Raw genomic sequence first — 16,108 nt, 5'->3', positions numbered from 1 at the left:
CTCCGGGATTGCCTGCGGAAAGCGTGGGCGCCGGAAGGACGAGCGATTCTATTGATGTTAGTCAACAAGCTGAAGCGAGCCGGTCCACATGGACCGGCTCGCTTTGTGTCATCAAAAGAAAAGGTGCTTATGATGATCGAATTGCTTCCCCTACGTACCATTATAAGAAAACGCTTACATTTTTTCAAGGGTAGAATTTGAAGAATGTTCTTCTTCTTTCCCACTTTCGTCCAGACAGAGGCGCAGGAATTCGGCAACGTGGTCCGTATCGCGTAGCGCAATCCCGAGCATCGGATACAGTTGTCTTGGTTCTTCGAGCGCATGGATGTCAAGAAGGGCAGATTGCCCGGTCTGCATACAGACGACGAGCACTTTCCCCATGAATTGATGTGTATACACAAAGCCGAAATCATAACGTGACGTCTCGGTCTCGATTCCCGTGAAGCGGACACGGCTCGTCTCAGAGACGGTATATAACAACTCTTCATCGAACGCCATCATCGTTCCCTCCTTTCTCACTTCATTTGTTATTTTCCTTTATACTGAACGTATGAAACCTAAGGAGGGTCCCAATGAACATACGAAAAGCTAATGAGCGCGATGGTCTCGACTTGGTTCGGCTCATGCTGCAGCTATGGCCTGATGCGCCCGAAGACGAATTGACGATGGAGGTCCGCCTCGGCATGCGTTCCGGCAAGATGCACTATTTTATCGCGGAAACGGATGAACCGGTCGGCTTTTGTCAGCTCAGCTTCCGGCATGACTACGTCCCAGGAGCGACTTCTTCTCCAACTGCCTTCTTAGAAGGGATTTACGTCGTCGAAACCGCGCGCCAGCAAGACGTGGCGTCACGGCTCGTCGAAGCGGCCTCCGTGTTCGCACGGTCAAAAGGATGCGACGAACTCGCCTCCGACACGGAAGTGGAGAACGACGGCAGCCAACGCTTCCATGAACGCATCGGCTTCCGAGAAGTCGAACGGACCGTCCATTACGTAAAAAAGCTCTCTCGCGAGTAAGCGAGAGAGCTTTTGACTTATTTAACGACGTGGATTGGCATACCCATTGCGATTTCTGCCGCTTCCATTGCCATCTCACCGAGTGATGGGTGAGCGTGGATTGTAAGCGCGATATCTTCTGCTGTCATGCCTGCTTCGATAGCGAGACCAAGCTCGGCGATCATATCTGAAGCGCCAGTTCCCGCGATTTGAGCACCGATCAAGAGACCGTCCTCTTTACGCGTGATGAGCTTCATGAAGCCGTCTGGCTCGTCGAGAGCGAGCGCACGGCCGTTCGCTGCGAATGGGAATTTTGATACAGTGATCTCAAGTCCTTCTTCTTTTGCGAGTGGCTCTGTGTAACCGACTGTCGCAAGTTCAGGGTCAGTGAAGACGACCGCTGGGATTGCTGAGTAGTCGAGGTACGCTGGCTTGCCGGCTGCTGCCTCCGCTGCGACTTTTGCTTCGTAAGAAGCTTTGTGCGCGAGCGGTGGTCCTGGTACGATGTCGCCGATTGCGTAGATGTTTTCGTTCGATGTCTTGCACTGGTCGTCGATTTCGATGATGCCGCGGTCGCTGACTTTCACTTCCGCGTTTTCGAGACCGATGTCGCCAGTGTTTGGACGACGGCCGACTGTGACGAGGACGTAGTCCGCTTCAACAGACTGCTCTTCACCGTTCACTTCAAACTTAACAGTTACGCCGTCTTCTGTTTCCTCGACGCCTTTTGCAAGAGCGTTCGTGTGAATCGTGACGTTGCCTTTTTGTTTGAGTTTCTTTTTGACGATTTGCGTCATTTGTGGCTCGAAGCCAGACAAGATGTCGCTTGCGCCTTCAACGACGACGACTTCTGTATCGAAGTTCGCGTACGCTGTGCCGAGCTCCATACCGATGTATCCGCCGCCGATGACGACAAGCTTCTTCGGTACTTCAGGAAGAGCCAATGCGCCAGTTGAAGAAAGGACGCGTTTTGACCATTTGAACGATGGAATCTCGATTGGTGTCGAACCAGTCGCGATGATCGCTTTTTTGAATTTGTAAGGAGTCGAGCTGTCTTCTGTGATGACACGGACTGTGTCTTCAGATGCGAAGAAAGCTTCACCTTGAACGATTTCAATCTTGTTACCTTTCAAAAGGCCTTTGACGCCGCCAGTCAATTTGTTGACGACCGACTGTTTCCAGTCTTGGACTTTTGTGAAGTCGACTGACACGTTGTCAGACGTGATTCCCATTGAAGAGTGACCTTTAGCATGCTGGAAGTTGTGACCAGCTGTGATCAACGCTTTTGATGGGATACAACCGACGTTCAAGCAGACGCCACCAAAGTTTCCTTTTTCGACGATTGTGACTTTAAGGCCGAGTTGTGCGCCACGGATGGCTGCGACGTATCCACCAGGACCGGCGCCGATGACAATCAAATCAGTTTCTTGTGCGAATTCTCCTACTACCATGTTCTTATCCCTCCATCATTAGAAGTGCTGGATCTTGAAGCAAGCGTTTCACCATGTTAAGTGCGTTTTGAGCAGTCGCACCGTCGATGAGGCGGTGGTCAAAGCTGAATGAAAGCGCGAGAACTGGAGCCGCGACGATTTCGCCGTCTTTGACGACAGCTTTTTCAGCAATGCGGCCGATACCGAGAATTGCAACTTCTGGGTGGTTGATGACAGGTGTGAACCATTGTCCACCAGCTGAACCGATGTTCGTGATTGTGATCGATCCGCCTTTCATGTCGTCCCCAGCAAGTTTGCCTTCACGTGCTTTACCGGCAAGCTCATTGATGTTTGTAGCGAGTGCATAGATTGATTTACGGTCAGCTTCTTTGACGACAGGAACAACGAGACCGTTGTCCGTATCAGCAGCGATACCGATGTTGTAGTAGTTTTTGTAGACGATCTCTTCGTTGACGTCATCGATTGACGCGTTGATTGCTGGGTAAGCTTTCGCTGCAGCAGTCAATGCTTTTACGACGAACGGCAAGTACGTGAGTTTCACGCCTTGGTCAGCAGCCACTTGTTTGAACTCTTTACGGAGTGCGACGAGTTTCGTGACGTCGACTTCGTCCATGAGTGTAACGTGTGGAGCTGTGTGCTTCGAGTTAACCATTGCTTTCGAGATCGCTTTACGGATTCCACGGATTTTCTCACGCGTTTCGAGTTCAGGTGTTGCTGACTCGTAAGGCTTGATTTCCGTTTTCGCAGCCGCTGCTGGAGCTACAGATTCTGTTTTCTCTGTTGTAGCTTCTGCTGTTGGTGCTTCTCCGTTTGCGAATGCATCGATGTCTTCTTTCAAGACACGGCCGTTGTCGCCAGAACCTTGGACTTCACGGATGTCGACGCCTTTTTCACGAGCGTATTTGCGGATTGAAGGCATCGCGATGACGCGCTCCGATTTGTGAAGTTGAACTTCACGCGGGCCGTCTTCTTTCACGTCTTCTTTCACATCTTCAGTCTTCTCTTCAGCTTTAGGCTGTTCAGGAGCTGCTTCTTCTTCACCGGCTGGTGCGTCACCTTCGATATCGAACGTGATGAGGACGTCACCGACGACCGCAACTGTACCTTCAGAGACTTTGACTTCTTTGACTGTTCCATCAACTGGAGCAGGAATCTCAACGACGGCTTTGTCGTTTTGAACTTCAAGAAGAATGTCATCTTCTTTTACTGTATCCCCTGCTTTTACGAACCACTTGACGATTTCACCTTCGTGAATTCCTTCACCGATGTCTGGTAATTTAAATTCAAATACTGCCACTGGTTTTTCCTCCCATCAATTAATCATGTAAACACAATGAGGGAGACAATTCTCCCTCATCGTTAAATGAACACGATCAGAAGTTGATAACTTCCTTAACTTTTGCAACGACATCTTTATGGTCAGGTAACCATGCATCTTCACCTTGTGCGAAAGCGAAGACTGTGTCTGGTGCAGTTACACGAAGCACTGGTGCCTCGAGGTGAAGAATTGCGCGTTCTTGAATTTCAGTTACGACGTTAGCCGCAATACCTGCTTGACGTTGTGCTTCTTGAACGACGATCGCACGGCCAGTCTTTTTAACAGACTCGACGATTGTATCGATATCAAGTGGGCTCACTGTCATGAGGTCGATGACTTCGACGTTGATGTTTTCTTTTTCGAGCTCTTCTGCCGCTTTGAGTGACGTGTGGACCATTGCACCGTAAGTGATGATCGAAACGTCAGTTCCTTCGCGTTTCACGTCTGCTTTTCCAAGCTCGATCGTGTATTCGCCTTCTGGAACTTCGCCACGGAATGAACGGTAAAGTTTCATGTGCTCGAGGAATACGACTGGGTCGTTGTCACGGATTGCTGAGATCAAAAGACCTTTTGCATCGTATGGCGTTGACGGGATGACGACTTTAAGACCAGGTGTCTGAGCCATCAAGCCTTCAAGGCTATCCGCGTGAAGTTCTGGTGTTTTAACACCGCCACCGAATGGTGAACGGATTGTGATTGGCTGGCTGTAAGCGCCGCCTGAACGGTAACGCATGCGCGCCATTTGAGCTGCGATTGAGTCGAACACTTCGAATACGAATCCGAAGAATTGAACTTCCATGATTGGACGGAAGCCTGTAAGACCGAGACCGATGGCAAGACCACCGATACCAGACTCAGCAAGCGGCGTGTCGAAGACGCGGTCTTCGCCGAGCTCGTCTTGGAGACCTTCCGTTGCACGGAAAACCCCACCGTTTTTACCAACGTCTTCTCCGAAAAGAAGTACTTTCTCGTCGCGCTTCATTTCAACGCGCATCGCATCAGTAATCGCTTGGATCATTGTCATTTGAGCCATAACTTACTTCGACTCCTTTGCTGTATATTCTTCAAGCTGCTCTTTCAAGTTTGAAGGAAGTGTTTCGAACATGTTGTTGATGAAGTCCGAAACTTTTTGTTTTGGTTCTTTGTCAGCGAGGCTGATCGCTTCTTTCACGTCTGCTTTCGCTTGTTCGATGACTTCGTTTTCCATGTCTTCGCTCCAAAGCTTCTTGCCTTCGAGGAAGAGGCGGAAACGAACGAGTGGATCTTTCTCTTGGTACTCTGTGTCGAGTTCTTTTGTACGGTAACGCGTTGGGTCATCCCCTGCGAGCGTATGTGGTCCGTAACGGTATGTGAGTGCTTCGATGAGCGTCGGAGTTCCATCAAGTGCGTCTTTACGCGCTTGTTGTGTTGCGGCGAGGACAGCAAGAACGTCCATTCCGTCAACTTGAATTCCGTTGATTCCCGCTGCGACAGCTTTTTGCGCGATCGTTTTAGCTGCAGTTTGCTTCTCGACAGGTGTCGAGATGGCAAAGCGGTTGTTTTGAACGACGAAGATGGCTGGTGATTTGAATGCACCTGCGAAGTTTAATCCTTCGTAGAAGTCACCTTGTGATGAACCACCGTCACCCGTGTAAGTAATGGCGACGTTTGTGTTGCCGTTGCGTTTGAGGCCCATTGCCACACCAGCAGCTTGGATGATTTGTGCGCCGATGATGATTTGCGGCATCAAGACGTTAACGTCTTCAGGGATACGGTTACCTGCGACGTGACCACGTGAGAACAAGAACGCTTGATAAAGCGGAAGTCCGTGGAATACGAGTTGTGGGATATCACGGTAGCCTGGAAGAATCCAGTCTTGTTTGTCGAGCGCATATTGCGTCCCGATCATCGTTGCTTCTTGACCAGCCACTGGCGCGTAGAAACCTAAGCGTCCTTGACGGTTGAGCGAGATGGCACGTTGGTCCCAGATTCGTGTATAGACCATGCGGCGCATAAGCTCCTGAAGTTGCTCGTCCGTTACATCTGGCATTGCGTCTTGGTTGACGACCTCGCCCTTCTCGTCGAGAATACGGAACGTTTGGAAGTTTTCTTCCACGTTTTGAAGTACCTGAACGTTGTTCATTCGTTTCACCTCATCCTTTCAACTATGAGACAATTGTCTTTTTTGTGATCAAACACTACCTCAAATCTTAAGTGTATCTGTCCAAAAAAGCAATCTGTATTAACGTGATTCAGGAAAGTTGCACTTATCCTGCCGTTTCCTAGTCAGTATAAAACGGGTTGTTACAATAACGCAAAAAATATGCTCACCCCATAAAAACGCTTACATTAACACATCTTTCCCCTTATTTCGCCTCTGTATCATTTTCGTTTCACCTTCTGTACCATCTAAGCGAAACGACTAATAAATATGATATAATTGGTCATATCGCAATGGGAAAGGAAGTTTTGCATGTTAACGATGAAAGATGTGATTCGTGAAGGAGACGAGCGGCTCCGCGTCCGCTCAATCGAAGTGCCGGTCCCACCGACGGCAGAAGACCTCGCGCTACTCGACGAAATGGAGACGTTCCTCGTCAACAGCCAAGACCCAGAGATGAGTGCGAAGTACGAACTTCGGGGCGGTGTCGGTATCGCTGCACCGCAACTCGGCGTCAATCGCCGTTTCTTCACGGTCCTGCTCCATGAAGAAGAAGAGACGTTCAAACTATCCATCTTTAATCCGAAGATTACGAGCCACTCGGTCGAGCAGACATATTTGAACGGTGGTGAAGGCTGTCTATCTGTCGACCGTGTCGTCAAAGGCAATGTCCCCCGCCATCGTCGCATCACGATTGAAGGGTTCGAGCGTGACGGCGCCCCAATCAAATTGCGGCTTCGCGGTATGCGCGCCATCGTCTGTCAACATGAGCTCGACCATTTAGATGGGGTGCTCTTCTACGACCGCATCAACACGACCAATCCGCTAGAGACCTACGGTGAGCCGATTTGAGGTGACGAGATTGAAGAAAAAGGCACTGTTGTTAGTATTCCCATTTTTATTTCTTTTAATCGGCGGATGTGTCCGCATCGAATATGATGCGACCGTCCATTACGACCAATCGGTCACGTTAGAAACGACGTATGCGTTCCGCGACCATCCGGTCATGAAGCTGCTCAATTTACGGCTCGATTGGGATACATGGAAACAACAGGCGAATGAGAACGGATATGCGACACGTGACTACTCGAGTCAAGACGACTACGAGGGCATGGTGCTCAAGAAAACGTTCGACAACGTCGACGACCTTCAAAACATTAAAGAGGAATGGAAGACCGGCCCAGCAGGCATTCTCGTGCCACCCGATATGAAGTTCGATATCGAAAAAGAGGATGGCATTTGGTTTGATTCATACGTCATGAACACGAACCTCGACCTGCGACTCGACCGCGTCGATTTGCCGGGTCTGAATCTAAGCGGCTCCCCGAAACAACTGGCCGAACGTTACGTTCGCCAAGCCGATATCCGGTTCAATCTGACCGTGCCGACCGGGGTGTTCGTCGAAGACGGCACCGGGCTCGATGTACGGTCGATGAAACATGTCGAGTGGCAAGTGTACGGTGGTCGCCAAAACAATATGACGCTCGTCGCCCACGTGCCAAACGTCAAGGCGTGGATTATCACCGGCGTCGTCATCGTCGTCCTTGGCCTAATCGCTTTCTTTGTCTGGCGGAAATATCGTCAAAATGTCGGCGATCCGGACAAGACATCGATTCGTTCCCGCATCTTCGGCGGCTTCATCCTCGTCTTGACCCTCGCCTTGATAATCGTGACGATTCGAGACGAGTTGACGACGGAACGGAAATCCGAGGCGATTCGCCAGGCAGCGCAGACGGACGAGTTCATCCCGACGTTCGCCGTTCACGGCTTGCTCGGGACCGACCGCACGTTCCTCCGCTTTTCGCAGTATATGGAACAACGCGGGCTGGCGAAAGATGGTGCGCTCTGTACCGTGACGGTGAAAGGCGCGGTCGATTGCGTCATCAACGACTATAGTTCGAACCGACCGATTGTCCGGATTGAATATGAGGATGCCGAGGCATCGCTCAACAACCAGACGAAGTGGTTGAATGCGGCGATTGAACGCTACAAACAGGAACGAAACCGTTCGTTCGACCGGATGTATTTGATCGGTCACAGCATGGGCGGTGTGGCGGCAGCGAACTATATTTTGAATCAAGATGAATACATCGTCGATAAATTCGTGACGTATGATAGTCCGTTCGCTGGGACACGCCTCGCCAACTTCGGTCTGTCCGCCAGTAATTTCGGAATCAATACCGGCAGTCCGGCCATCCGGGATTTGTCCCCGAGTTCTGACGGGCTGCAGGCGTTCCAAGAAAAACTGGAGACGTGGCCACGTTCGGTCCAAGTGTTCTCCTTCTCGGGACGCGGCGGCGAGTTCAACTTGATTGAGCCAGCGAGTTCGCTCTTGCTCGAAGAATATACGAACAACATCGAGACGGAAACCGTCACGTACGATCATTTCTCGCTCCATCGGAAGACAGACGTCCTCCGCGACACGGGCCGATTCCTTTATGAGTTCACGAATGAATTCAATCCCGTCGAAACAAATTGATGAAAAACTCGCCTTCATATGAGGGCGGGTTTTGTTCGTTGTCATGCCGGTCGTAGCCCGTCCACAACAAAGCCCACCTTCACAAGAAGGCGGGCTCGTATCAGTAGGTCATCGTCCAAGTGAGTTTCTGGAGCCAATAAATCACATACTTCCCGATTGGCAAATCGGTCTGAATCTCCTCATAGGCGAGCGTATACGTCCCTTGCTCGTTGTTCCAGAGACGCTTGAAGTATCCGTCGACCTCGCGGATGAACTCGGTCTCCTCCGTCGTGACGACTTCGACATCCGCCTCCAAGTTGTAATCGTTCATGTTGCGGGTCGTATAGTTGCCTGACCCCATGACGACGACGCGACGGTCGCCTTCCACGTACAGCATCTTCGGGTGGTACTGTTCTTTGCCGACTTCGTACCAGCGAATCTCGATCTGTTCCGGGTTCACCGTGTTCAACTCCGCGGCGACCGGCAAGTTCGGCAACCCCGACTTGTCGCGCCCGAACGCGTTCGTATTCGGGTCAAGAATCAGTTTGACGAATACACCACGTTCGGCGGCTTCGTGAATGGCTTGAATGATGTTCCGGTCGGCCAAATAGAACATGCCGATCCAAATCGTGTCGCCTGACTCCGCTTCTTCCATCGCACGGATGACGGCGTCCTGAATCTTAGATTCCGTCACATAACGAATCTGCATCGGGCCTTCCGACGGTTCGTCGCGCAGATTCGCGAGCTTCTCTTCGCTCGGGAAACGTTCGGCATCCCCTTTCGAGAACGTCGCAATCGCTTCCTCCCCTTCGAGGATGTCCGCTAAAATCGGACCATCGAGCCGCACCCCGACGTTCGAATGATACCCGCTCGCATCGTGCGGGTTGGCCGATAAGACGAAACCGTCATTCTCGGTCACCATCACTTTGCGGTGGTTCGCTTTCACGTTCAACAGGCGTAAATACGACCGAATCGTGATGTCCGGTGCCGACTTGGCCATCGGATTCGGCAACCAGCCGTTCTGACTGTCCCCGAACCATTGGAACCCGATCCGATAAAGCGTCGAGTATAAGATGTTCGGGTCGCGGAGCGCATCGAGGTTCGTGTAGACGATTTCTGCGCCCGCTTCCTTCAAGACGTCCAAATGGTCGGCCGCGTGACCGTTATAGGTCGTATTGATTTCATCCGTGATTAAGACGACGTTCAGGTCCGGATACGCCTCCATCTGTTCTAACAAGGCCGATGACAGACTGGCCGTGATGTCCGGATATTGACGATCTTCATTCGAATATGGGTTGAATAAGAAAAAGTCCATGACGATATATTCCCGCGCCTCGCGGATTGACCGCTCGACGTCTTGAAAAATCTCTTGCTCGTTTACTTCGGTGTCTTCCCCTTGATACGTCAAATCAGCTAAAAAATCGATTTGGTCATCCGAAATCGCGACCGGTTCCGACGCGCGTGACACCCCGTCTGGCAGCGGTTTGACTTGATGGTATACCATCGTGATGAGGAAGAGTAAGGCGAATGCGGCCAATCCCCATTTCAACCAACCTTTCTTCCGTTTCTTGCGTTCCATAAGGCATCATCTCCTTTATAATTTTCCTCTAAAAAACGGGCTGTAGTCCCCTACAGCCCGCTCGTTCATACTTCCATGATGATCGGAAGAACCATTGGGTGTCTTCGTGTTTTTTGTGCCAAGTATGGCGTGAGTGTATCCGAGACGAGTTGTTTCAACTCCGACCACTTCATCTGTTTGTTCGACAAGCCTTGCTCGACCGTCTTCTTGAGCAAGCGCTCGCCGTCACGAATCAAGCTACCCGATTCACGCATATAGACGAAGCCGCGTGAAATGATATCTGGACCTGAGACGAGTTTGCGCGTCTTGCCGTCAATGCTGATTACGACGACGACGAGTCCGTCTTCTGAGAGGATGCGGCGATCGCGCAAGACGATATTGCCGATGTCCCCAATCCCGTTCCCGTCGACGTACACGGCGTTGGCCGAGATTTTCCCGGTGATGGCGGCCGAGTCAGCGTCGACAGCGAGCACTTCGCCATTGTCCATGATGAAGCTGTTCTCTTTCGGGATGCCGACCGATTCGGCGAGTTCGGCGTGTTTCACCAACATGCGATACTCCCCGTGAATCGGCATGAAGAATTTCGGGTTGAGCAAGCGAATCATGAGCAATTGCTCTTGTTGCGACCCGTGACCCGACGTGTGGATGTTCGTCAATTTACCATAAACGACGTCCGCGCCGGCTTTATACAATTGGTCGATCGTCTTCCCGACCGAGATGGCGTTACCCGGAATCGGAGATGACGAGAAGATGACCGTGTCGCCAGGAATGATCGACACTTGACGGTGTGTCCCGTTGGCGATGCGGCTGAGCGCAGCCATCGGCTCACCTTGTGAACCGGTACAAAGAATCGCCACTTCATGCGGCTCGTAGTTCCGTAACTGATTCGCTTCGACGATCATGCCTTTCGGGACGTTGATGAAGCCGAGCTCTTGTCCGATCGTCATGACCTTGTCCATCGAGCGGCCGAAGATGGCCAAATGACGGCCCGTCTCGGCACACGCGTCGACGACTTGTTGCAGGCGATAGATGTTCGAGGCGAACGTCGCGAAGATGACGCGCCCTTCGGCTTTCCGGAACGTCTCGCTGATTGTGCCGCCGACAACTTTTTCACTCATCGTGAAGCCTTCGACTTCCGCGTTCGTCGAATCGGACAAGAGGCAAAGCACGCCTTCTTTCCCGATGTCTGCCATCTTGGCGATGTCAGCCGGTTCGCCGACCGGTGTGAAGTCGAACTTAAAGTCGCCGGTATGGACGATATTCCCTTGTGGCGTCTTCACGACGACACCGAGCGAGTTCGGAATCGAGTGAGTCGTGCGGAAGAACGAGATGCTCGTCTTTCTGAACTTGACGATGGCGTCCTCGTCAATCTCATGCAGTTCCGCTTCCCGGAGCAACCCGTGCTCTTCGAGTTTCACTTTAATCAAGCCGAGCGCGAGTTTTGTCGCGTAAATCGGAAGCTTCACTTGTTTCAAGAGAAACGGGATGCCGCCGATATGGTCTTCGTGACCGTGGGTGATGAACACCCCTTTGACTTTATCTTTGTTTTTAATCAAGTACGAGTAATCAGGGATCACGTAGTCGATTCCAAGCAAGTCATCCTCCGGGAACATGACGCCCGCATCGATGACGATGATTTCATCTTGGAATTGAACAACGTACGTGTTCTTCCCGATTTCTCCGAGTCCGCCTAACGCGAACACAGCTGTTTGGTGGTTCTTTACAAACTTCATTTAATCTCTCCTTACTACAAGTAGTTGATGTTCATCTATGTGAAACATAAGTGATTCTCGCAATATAATTACGTTCCGTAAGATTCTTTCTTCATTATAGCTCATATTGTGACAATATTTCACTAATGACGTAAGATTGAGGGCGGTTTCTCGATTTCGTGTTATGCTTTTTAGTATACAACTGACTTATTCAAGACAGAGAAAGCATGGTGAAGAAAAATGGAAGATAAGAAAGTAGTCTTTTTTGACATCGATGGCACGTTGCTCCATGAAGGGTCGTACATTCCCCCTTCGACAATCGCGGCCATTCAGCAGCTGCGTCACAACGGCGTCGAGACGTTCATCGCGACGGGGCGTGGCCCGGCGATGCTGTCTGATATCCCAGAGCAGCTCGGCATCGACAGCTTCGTCTGTTACAACGGACAAATCGTCGTCCACCAAGGCGAAGTCGTCTATCGGAACACGTTGCCGACCGACGCGCTCCGTCGCTTGACCGATCATGCCGGCTCAAACGACCATACGCTCGTCTATCTCGGACAACATCGTGGCGGTGCCACGAAAGCGAACGATCAAATCGTCGAACAGTCACTCGGAGAGCTCGATATGCCGATTCCGACGTATGATCCGAATTTCCATATCGAACAGGCCGTCTATCAGACGCTCCTGTATTGCACGCCTGAAGAAGAACATCACTATTTGGATGCGTACGGCGAATTTGATTTCATCCGTTGGCATCCGCACGCCATGGACGTCATCAATCGTGGCGCCAGCAAAGCCGACGGCATCCGTCACTTCATCGAGACGAACGGTTATCGGCTCGAGAACACGTACGCGTTCGGCGACGCCTTGAACGATTTGGCGATGCTCCAATACGTCGGAACAGGCATCGCGATGGGCAATGCCCGGGTCGAAGCGAAAGAAGTCGCCGACTTCGTGACGAAATCGATTCTCGAAGACGGGATCGAGTACGGTTTAAAATCAATGAAGCTCATTTAATGAAAAACGAGAGGCGCGCGCCTCTCGTTTTTTATCTGGACCGAAGTGTGCGTTCGAGACGATCCAAGTCCGTATCTTTCCCGATGATAATCAAGATGTCCTCTGGCAAAATCATCTCGTCGGCTTGCGGTGAGATGATGACGTCATCATTGCGGCGGACCGCAACAATGTTGACGCCGTATTTGGCGCGAAGGTCCAAATCAATGAGCGACTTGTTCGACAGCTTGTCCGACGCTTTGATTTCGACGATTGAGTGCTCGTTCGAGAGTTCAAGGTAATCAAGGATGCTTTGGCTCATCAATCCATTCGCAATCCGGATGCCCATGTCGCGCTCTGGGTGGACGATGTTATCGGCCCCGATACGGCGCAACACTTTCTCGTGATAATCATTCGTCGCCTTGACCGTGATGATTTGAACGCCGAGCTCTTTTAAGATAAGCGTCGTCAAAATCGAGGCTTGGATGTTTTCACCGATGGCCACGATCACATGTTCAAAGTTGCGAATGCCGAGACTTTTCAATACGTTCTCGTCGGTCGTGTCCGCGATGACCGCATGTGTCGCCAGCCCCATAAACTCGTTGACGCGTTCTTCGTCCGCGTCAATCGCCAACACGTCATAACCGTTCGACGACAGTTCACGAACGATCGAGCCGCCAAACCGTCCTAATCCGATGACTGCAAATTCACCTGTCATAATTTCATACATCCCTTTCCTACGCTGTTTCTGTTCCCGATTCTTCGTACAGTGTAACCGATTCCCTTCAAAAAAACTATACAAAAAAAGACCGGATAATCCGGTCTTTACGCTTTACCACTTGAACGCTTTCCACGTACGTAGTCATTGTCGAACAAGAACAGGCGAAGTAAGAGGTACAACGCCGGTACGAGCAAGAGCAGTCCGAGGATGAACACGACGACGAGGGCGATGGCCATCGACTCGTTGACGACGCTTCCGTTGATGTCGATGTACGGATAAAGAATGTACGGCAAGTGCGTATATCCATATCCGAACCAGGCCATAAAGAACTGACCCATGACCATCAAGAACGCGAGGCCGTAGTTCCGTTTCATGTAGACGAGGGCAACGGCTACCGCGAAGAAGACGAAACTTGCGGCGAACCACCACCAGTTGCCAGCTAAGATGCTCTCGTAATGCCAAGCTGCCTGCGACTTCAACCCGAAGAAGACGAGGCCCGACGCGATAATCGTCGGAACGCTCCAGAACAAGGCCCATTTCCGAACGAGTGGGACCGCCTGGGCGTCACGCGCTTTGTCGGCATAGAACAAGAGGAACATGGCACTAATATAGAGCACCGACACGATTGCCAAGGTGACGACGGTCCAAGAGTAGAAGTTGGTGAACAACTTCATGCCGTCAAAGAAGACGCCCGACTCGGTCTCATTGATGAATCCGCCTTGGCTGACCGTGAGCACGGTCGACATCGAGGCTGGAATTAACAACCCGGTCGCCCCGTACAAGAACATATAGAACGTGCTCTCTTTTGAGCCATAGTTGGCAAACGCATAAAAACTACCGCGAATCGCCAATAAAATCAACACGACCGAGGCCGGGACGAGAAGCGCTGTCCCGTAATAGTAAGCCGTATCCGGGAAGAACCCGACGATTCCGACGAAAAAGAAGACGAAGAACACGTTCGTCACTTCCCATGTCGGCGACAAATATCGTGCAATCAGGCGGTTGATCATGTGGTCCCGCTTCGTGTACTTACTATAGAAAGCGAAGAAGCCGGCACCGAAATCAATCGATGCGACGATGAGATAGCCGTACAAAAACGTCCATAGTACGGCAATCCCTAATTCTTGAATCTGCATGTCATACCCTCCGATCACACTTCATCCGCGAACATCGCTTCACCGCGATGTTCCGATTGTTTTAGTTCTTTCCCTACTGGGTTGTCCTTGAACAGACGAGTCAAGACGAGTACCGTGACCACGCCAAGAACTGCATACAGGATCGCAAAGGCGATAAGCATCCATCCGACGTTTGCGGATGTCGTCGCCGCTTCACTCGTGCGCATCAAATCATAAAGCGCCCACGGCTGACGGCCGAACTCTGCGAAGAACCAACCGAACTCGATGGCCATCATCGCGAGCGGACCGCCTGCGGCGATGGCAATAAGCATCGGTTTACTGAATTGAGGCAGTCGCTTGATATACCGTCCGAGCACGAACAAGAACGAAATCAATGCCAGTAACATCCCAATCCCGACCATCGCGTCAAACAGATAGTGGATGAATAGTGGAGGTTGATCTTCTTTCGCAAATTCATCAAGACCGGTCACCTCGTAGTTCGGTACACCGCCCGCTAAGATAGACAAGGCGTACGGAATCTTCAAGGCGCCACGCACTTCGTAACCGCCCGCTCCGTCTTCTTCAAGCCATCCGCCTAGAATCAGTTCGGCTTCCGAGGAGGTTTCAAAATGCCACTCCGCTGCCGCCAATTTGTCTGGCTGATACTTCGCCAAGTATTTACCTGAGAAGTCTCCCACGAGGGCAGTCGCAATTGCAAAGATGAGTGCGACCGTCATCGTCAAACGAAGACCCTTTTTATGATATTCGATTGACAACTTGTCGAGTTGGTTCCGTCGTTGACGGAGCAACTGGACAGCCGCGATAGCGGCCAGAATGAACGCCGATGTCAGAATGGCCGACGTCAAGACGTGCGCCATTTTGGTCGGCATCGCCGGGCTGAACATCGCCTCGAGCGGACTCACGTTGGCGAGTCGGCCATCGACGATATCAAATCCGACCGGCTGGTTCATAAAACTGTTGACGGTCGTAATGAAGAACCCTGAGAACAAGGCACCGACCGCGACCGGAATCCCGACGAGCATATGATGCCACGGGTTTTTAAACCGATCCCACGTGTACAAATAAATCCCGAGGAAAATCGCTTCAAAGAAGAAGGCGAACGTTTCCATGAACAGTGGGAGTGCGATCGTTTGACCGGCGACCCGCATGAGGTTCGGCCAAAGTAAAGACAGCTGGAGCCCGATTGCCGTACCTGTCACGACACCGACCGCTACTGTGACGACGTATCCCCGTGACCACCGACGGGCCATCACGGTGTATTTCGGATCTTTCTTTTTAATACCTAGAAACTCTGCCAATAAAATGAGTAATGGAACCCCGACGCCGATTGTGGCAAATATCACGTGGAAACCCAACGTGAGTGCCGTTAACGCCCGGCTCATCAGGACAGGATCTTGAAACATCTATTGATTACCTCCTATCTCTCTCTAGCGCGTAAAACCAATGTCTATCGCGCAACATCACAGATGATTTCCCTTGGATACCCTTATCATAATGATTTTATATAGCGCTGTAATGTCTCAATGCTTGAGTTCGCAAAATGTTCACATTTGAGCAAGCTTAACAATATCGACGCTTTACAACTCTTACTTTTTTCCCAAATCT

14 protein-coding genes are annotated in these 16,108 nt (G+C 51.1%); 4 read left to right on the top strand and 10 right to left on the bottom strand.

The annotated features are described in order from the left end of the window. Nucleotides 1-174 precede the first annotated feature (174 nt). Complete coding sequence (locus KNO58_RS07990) at nucleotides 175-498, bottom strand: DUF3055 domain-containing protein (protein ID WP_214752865.1); 324 nt, start codon at nucleotides 496-498, stop codon at nucleotides 175-177. Between the two features lie 74 nt (nucleotides 499-572). Between KNO58_RS07990 and aac(6') the strand changes: the two genes are divergently transcribed. After that, nucleotides 573-1,016: an aminoglycoside 6'-N-acetyltransferase gene (gene aac(6') / locus KNO58_RS07985; RefSeq protein WP_214752863.1), complete on the top strand. Its 444-nt coding sequence runs from the start codon at nucleotides 573-575 to the stop codon at nucleotides 1,014-1,016. 17 nt (nucleotides 1,017-1,033) lie between these two features. On the opposite strand, the gene lpdA is transcribed toward aac(6'), so the two are convergent. The 4 genes from lpdA to pdhA form a co-directional block, all read right to left on the bottom strand. After that, nucleotides 1,034-2,446: a dihydrolipoyl dehydrogenase gene (gene lpdA, locus KNO58_RS07980; RefSeq protein ID WP_214752861.1), complete on the bottom strand. Its 1,413-nt coding sequence runs from the start codon at nucleotides 2,444-2,446 to the stop codon at nucleotides 1,034-1,036. 4 nt (nucleotides 2,447-2,450) lie between these two features. Continuing rightward, nucleotides 2,451-3,743, bottom strand: a complete 1,293-nt coding sequence (locus tag KNO58_RS07975) for a dihydrolipoamide acetyltransferase family protein (protein ID WP_021066996.1) — start codon at nucleotides 3,741-3,743, stop codon at nucleotides 2,451-2,453. A 76-nt stretch (nucleotides 3,744-3,819) separates the two neighbouring features. After that, nucleotides 3,820-4,797, bottom strand: coding sequence for an alpha-ketoacid dehydrogenase subunit beta (locus tag KNO58_RS07970; RefSeq protein WP_021066995.1), 978 nt, complete (start codon nucleotides 4,795-4,797; stop codon nucleotides 3,820-3,822). A 3-nt stretch (nucleotides 4,798-4,800) separates the two neighbouring features. Further along, nucleotides 4,801-5,886, bottom strand: a complete 1,086-nt coding sequence (gene pdhA / locus KNO58_RS07965; protein WP_131433727.1) for a pyruvate dehydrogenase (acetyl-transferring) E1 component subunit alpha — start codon at nucleotides 5,884-5,886, stop codon at nucleotides 4,801-4,803. Nucleotides 5,887-6,216: 330 nt separating this feature from the next. Between pdhA and def the strand changes: the two genes are divergently transcribed. Both def and KNO58_RS07955 read left to right on the top strand, forming a co-directional pair. Beyond that, the gene (def, locus tag KNO58_RS07960; protein ID WP_214752859.1) at nucleotides 6,217-6,756 is read left to right on the top strand and encodes a peptide deformylase; all 540 of its coding nucleotides are present in this window, start codon (nucleotides 6,217-6,219) and stop codon (nucleotides 6,754-6,756) included. A 1-nt stretch (nucleotide 6,757) separates the two neighbouring features. Beyond that, nucleotides 6,758-8,383, top strand: coding sequence for an alpha/beta hydrolase (locus KNO58_RS07955; RefSeq protein WP_214752897.1), 1,626 nt, complete (start codon nucleotides 6,758-6,760; stop codon nucleotides 8,381-8,383). A 100-nt stretch (nucleotides 8,384-8,483) separates the two neighbouring features. Here KNO58_RS07955 and KNO58_RS07950 read toward each other — a convergent pair whose 3' ends face one another. After that, nucleotides 8,484-9,941, bottom strand: coding sequence for a phospholipase D family protein (locus KNO58_RS07950; protein ID WP_214752857.1), 1,458 nt, complete (start codon nucleotides 9,939-9,941; stop codon nucleotides 8,484-8,486). Nucleotides 9,942-10,006: 65 nt separating this feature from the next. Next, nucleotides 10,007-11,674, bottom strand: coding sequence for a ribonuclease J1 (rnjA, locus tag KNO58_RS07945; RefSeq protein WP_021066990.1), 1,668 nt, complete (start codon nucleotides 11,672-11,674; stop codon nucleotides 10,007-10,009). Between the two features lie 219 nt (nucleotides 11,675-11,893). Between rnjA and KNO58_RS07940 the strand changes: the two genes are divergently transcribed. Further along, nucleotides 11,894-12,670 carry a Cof-type HAD-IIB family hydrolase gene (locus tag KNO58_RS07940; protein ID WP_214752855.1) on the top strand — a complete coding sequence of 259 codons (777 nt, stop codon included), beginning with the start codon at nucleotides 11,894-11,896 and terminating at the stop codon, nucleotides 12,668-12,670. A 31-nt stretch (nucleotides 12,671-12,701) separates the two neighbouring features. Here KNO58_RS07940 and KNO58_RS07935 read toward each other — a convergent pair whose 3' ends face one another. The 3 genes from KNO58_RS07935 to KNO58_RS07925 form a co-directional block, all read right to left on the bottom strand. Further along, on the bottom strand, nucleotides 12,702-13,364 hold the full coding sequence (locus KNO58_RS07935; protein ID WP_214752853.1) for a potassium channel family protein: 663 nt from the start codon (nucleotides 13,362-13,364) through the stop codon (nucleotides 12,702-12,704). Between the two features lie 107 nt (nucleotides 13,365-13,471). Then, nucleotides 13,472-14,503 (bottom strand): cytochrome d ubiquinol oxidase subunit II, encoded by a 1,032-nt coding sequence (locus KNO58_RS07930; protein WP_214752851.1) that lies wholly within the window; start codon nucleotides 14,501-14,503, stop codon nucleotides 13,472-13,474. A gap of 14 nt (nucleotides 14,504-14,517) precedes the next feature. Further along, complete coding sequence (locus KNO58_RS07925) at nucleotides 14,518-15,906, bottom strand: cytochrome ubiquinol oxidase subunit I (RefSeq protein ID WP_214752849.1); 1,389 nt, start codon at nucleotides 15,904-15,906, stop codon at nucleotides 14,518-14,520. Nucleotides 15,907-16,108 lie beyond the last annotated feature (202 nt).

The organism is Exiguobacterium sp. J17977 (assembly GCF_018616375.1).
GTDB classification, from domain to species: Bacteria; Bacillota; Bacilli; order Exiguobacteriales; family Exiguobacteriaceae; genus Exiguobacterium; species Exiguobacterium mexicanum.
The sequence above is the reverse complement of the archived record's forward strand: the minus strand, read 5'-3'. Positions and strand labels throughout refer to the sequence as shown.

Bases quoted from the DNA above. Each gene is read 5' to 3' on its own strand.
- KNO58_RS07990 (WP_214752865.1), bottom strand. From the start codon at position 498: ATGGCGTTCGATGAAGAGTTGTTATATACCGTCTCTGAGACGAGCCGT.
- lpdA (WP_214752861.1), bottom strand. From the start codon at position 2,446: ATGGTAGTAGGAGAATTCGCACAAGAAACTGATTTGATTGTCATCGGC.
- KNO58_RS07970 (WP_021066995.1), bottom strand. From the start codon at position 4,797: ATGGCTCAAATGACAATGATCCAAGCGATTACTGATGCGATGCGCGTT.
- pdhA (WP_131433727.1), bottom strand. From the start codon at position 5,886: ATGAACAACGTTCAGGTACTTCAAAACGTGGAAGAAAACTTCCAAACG.
- def (WP_214752859.1), top strand. From the start codon at position 6,217: ATGTTAACGATGAAAGATGTGATTCGTGAAGGAGACGAGCGGCTCCGC.
- KNO58_RS07950 (WP_214752857.1), bottom strand. From the start codon at position 9,941: ATGGAACGCAAGAAACGGAAGAAAGGTTGGTTGAAATGGGGATTGGCC.
- rnjA (WP_021066990.1), bottom strand. From the start codon at position 11,674: ATGAAGTTTGTAAAGAACCACCAAACAGCTGTGTTCGCGTTAGGCGGA.
- KNO58_RS07940 (WP_214752855.1), top strand. From the start codon at position 11,894: ATGGAAGATAAGAAAGTAGTCTTTTTTGACATCGATGGCACGTTGCTC.
- KNO58_RS07935 (WP_214752853.1), bottom strand. From the start codon at position 13,364: ATGACAGGTGAATTTGCAGTCATCGGATTAGGACGGTTTGGCGGCTCG.
- KNO58_RS07930 (WP_214752851.1), bottom strand. From the start codon at position 14,503: ATGCAGATTCAAGAATTAGGGATTGCCGTACTATGGACGTTTTTGTAC.
- KNO58_RS07925 (WP_214752849.1), bottom strand. From the start codon at position 15,906: ATGTTTCAAGATCCTGTCCTGATGAGCCGGGCGTTAACGGCACTCACG.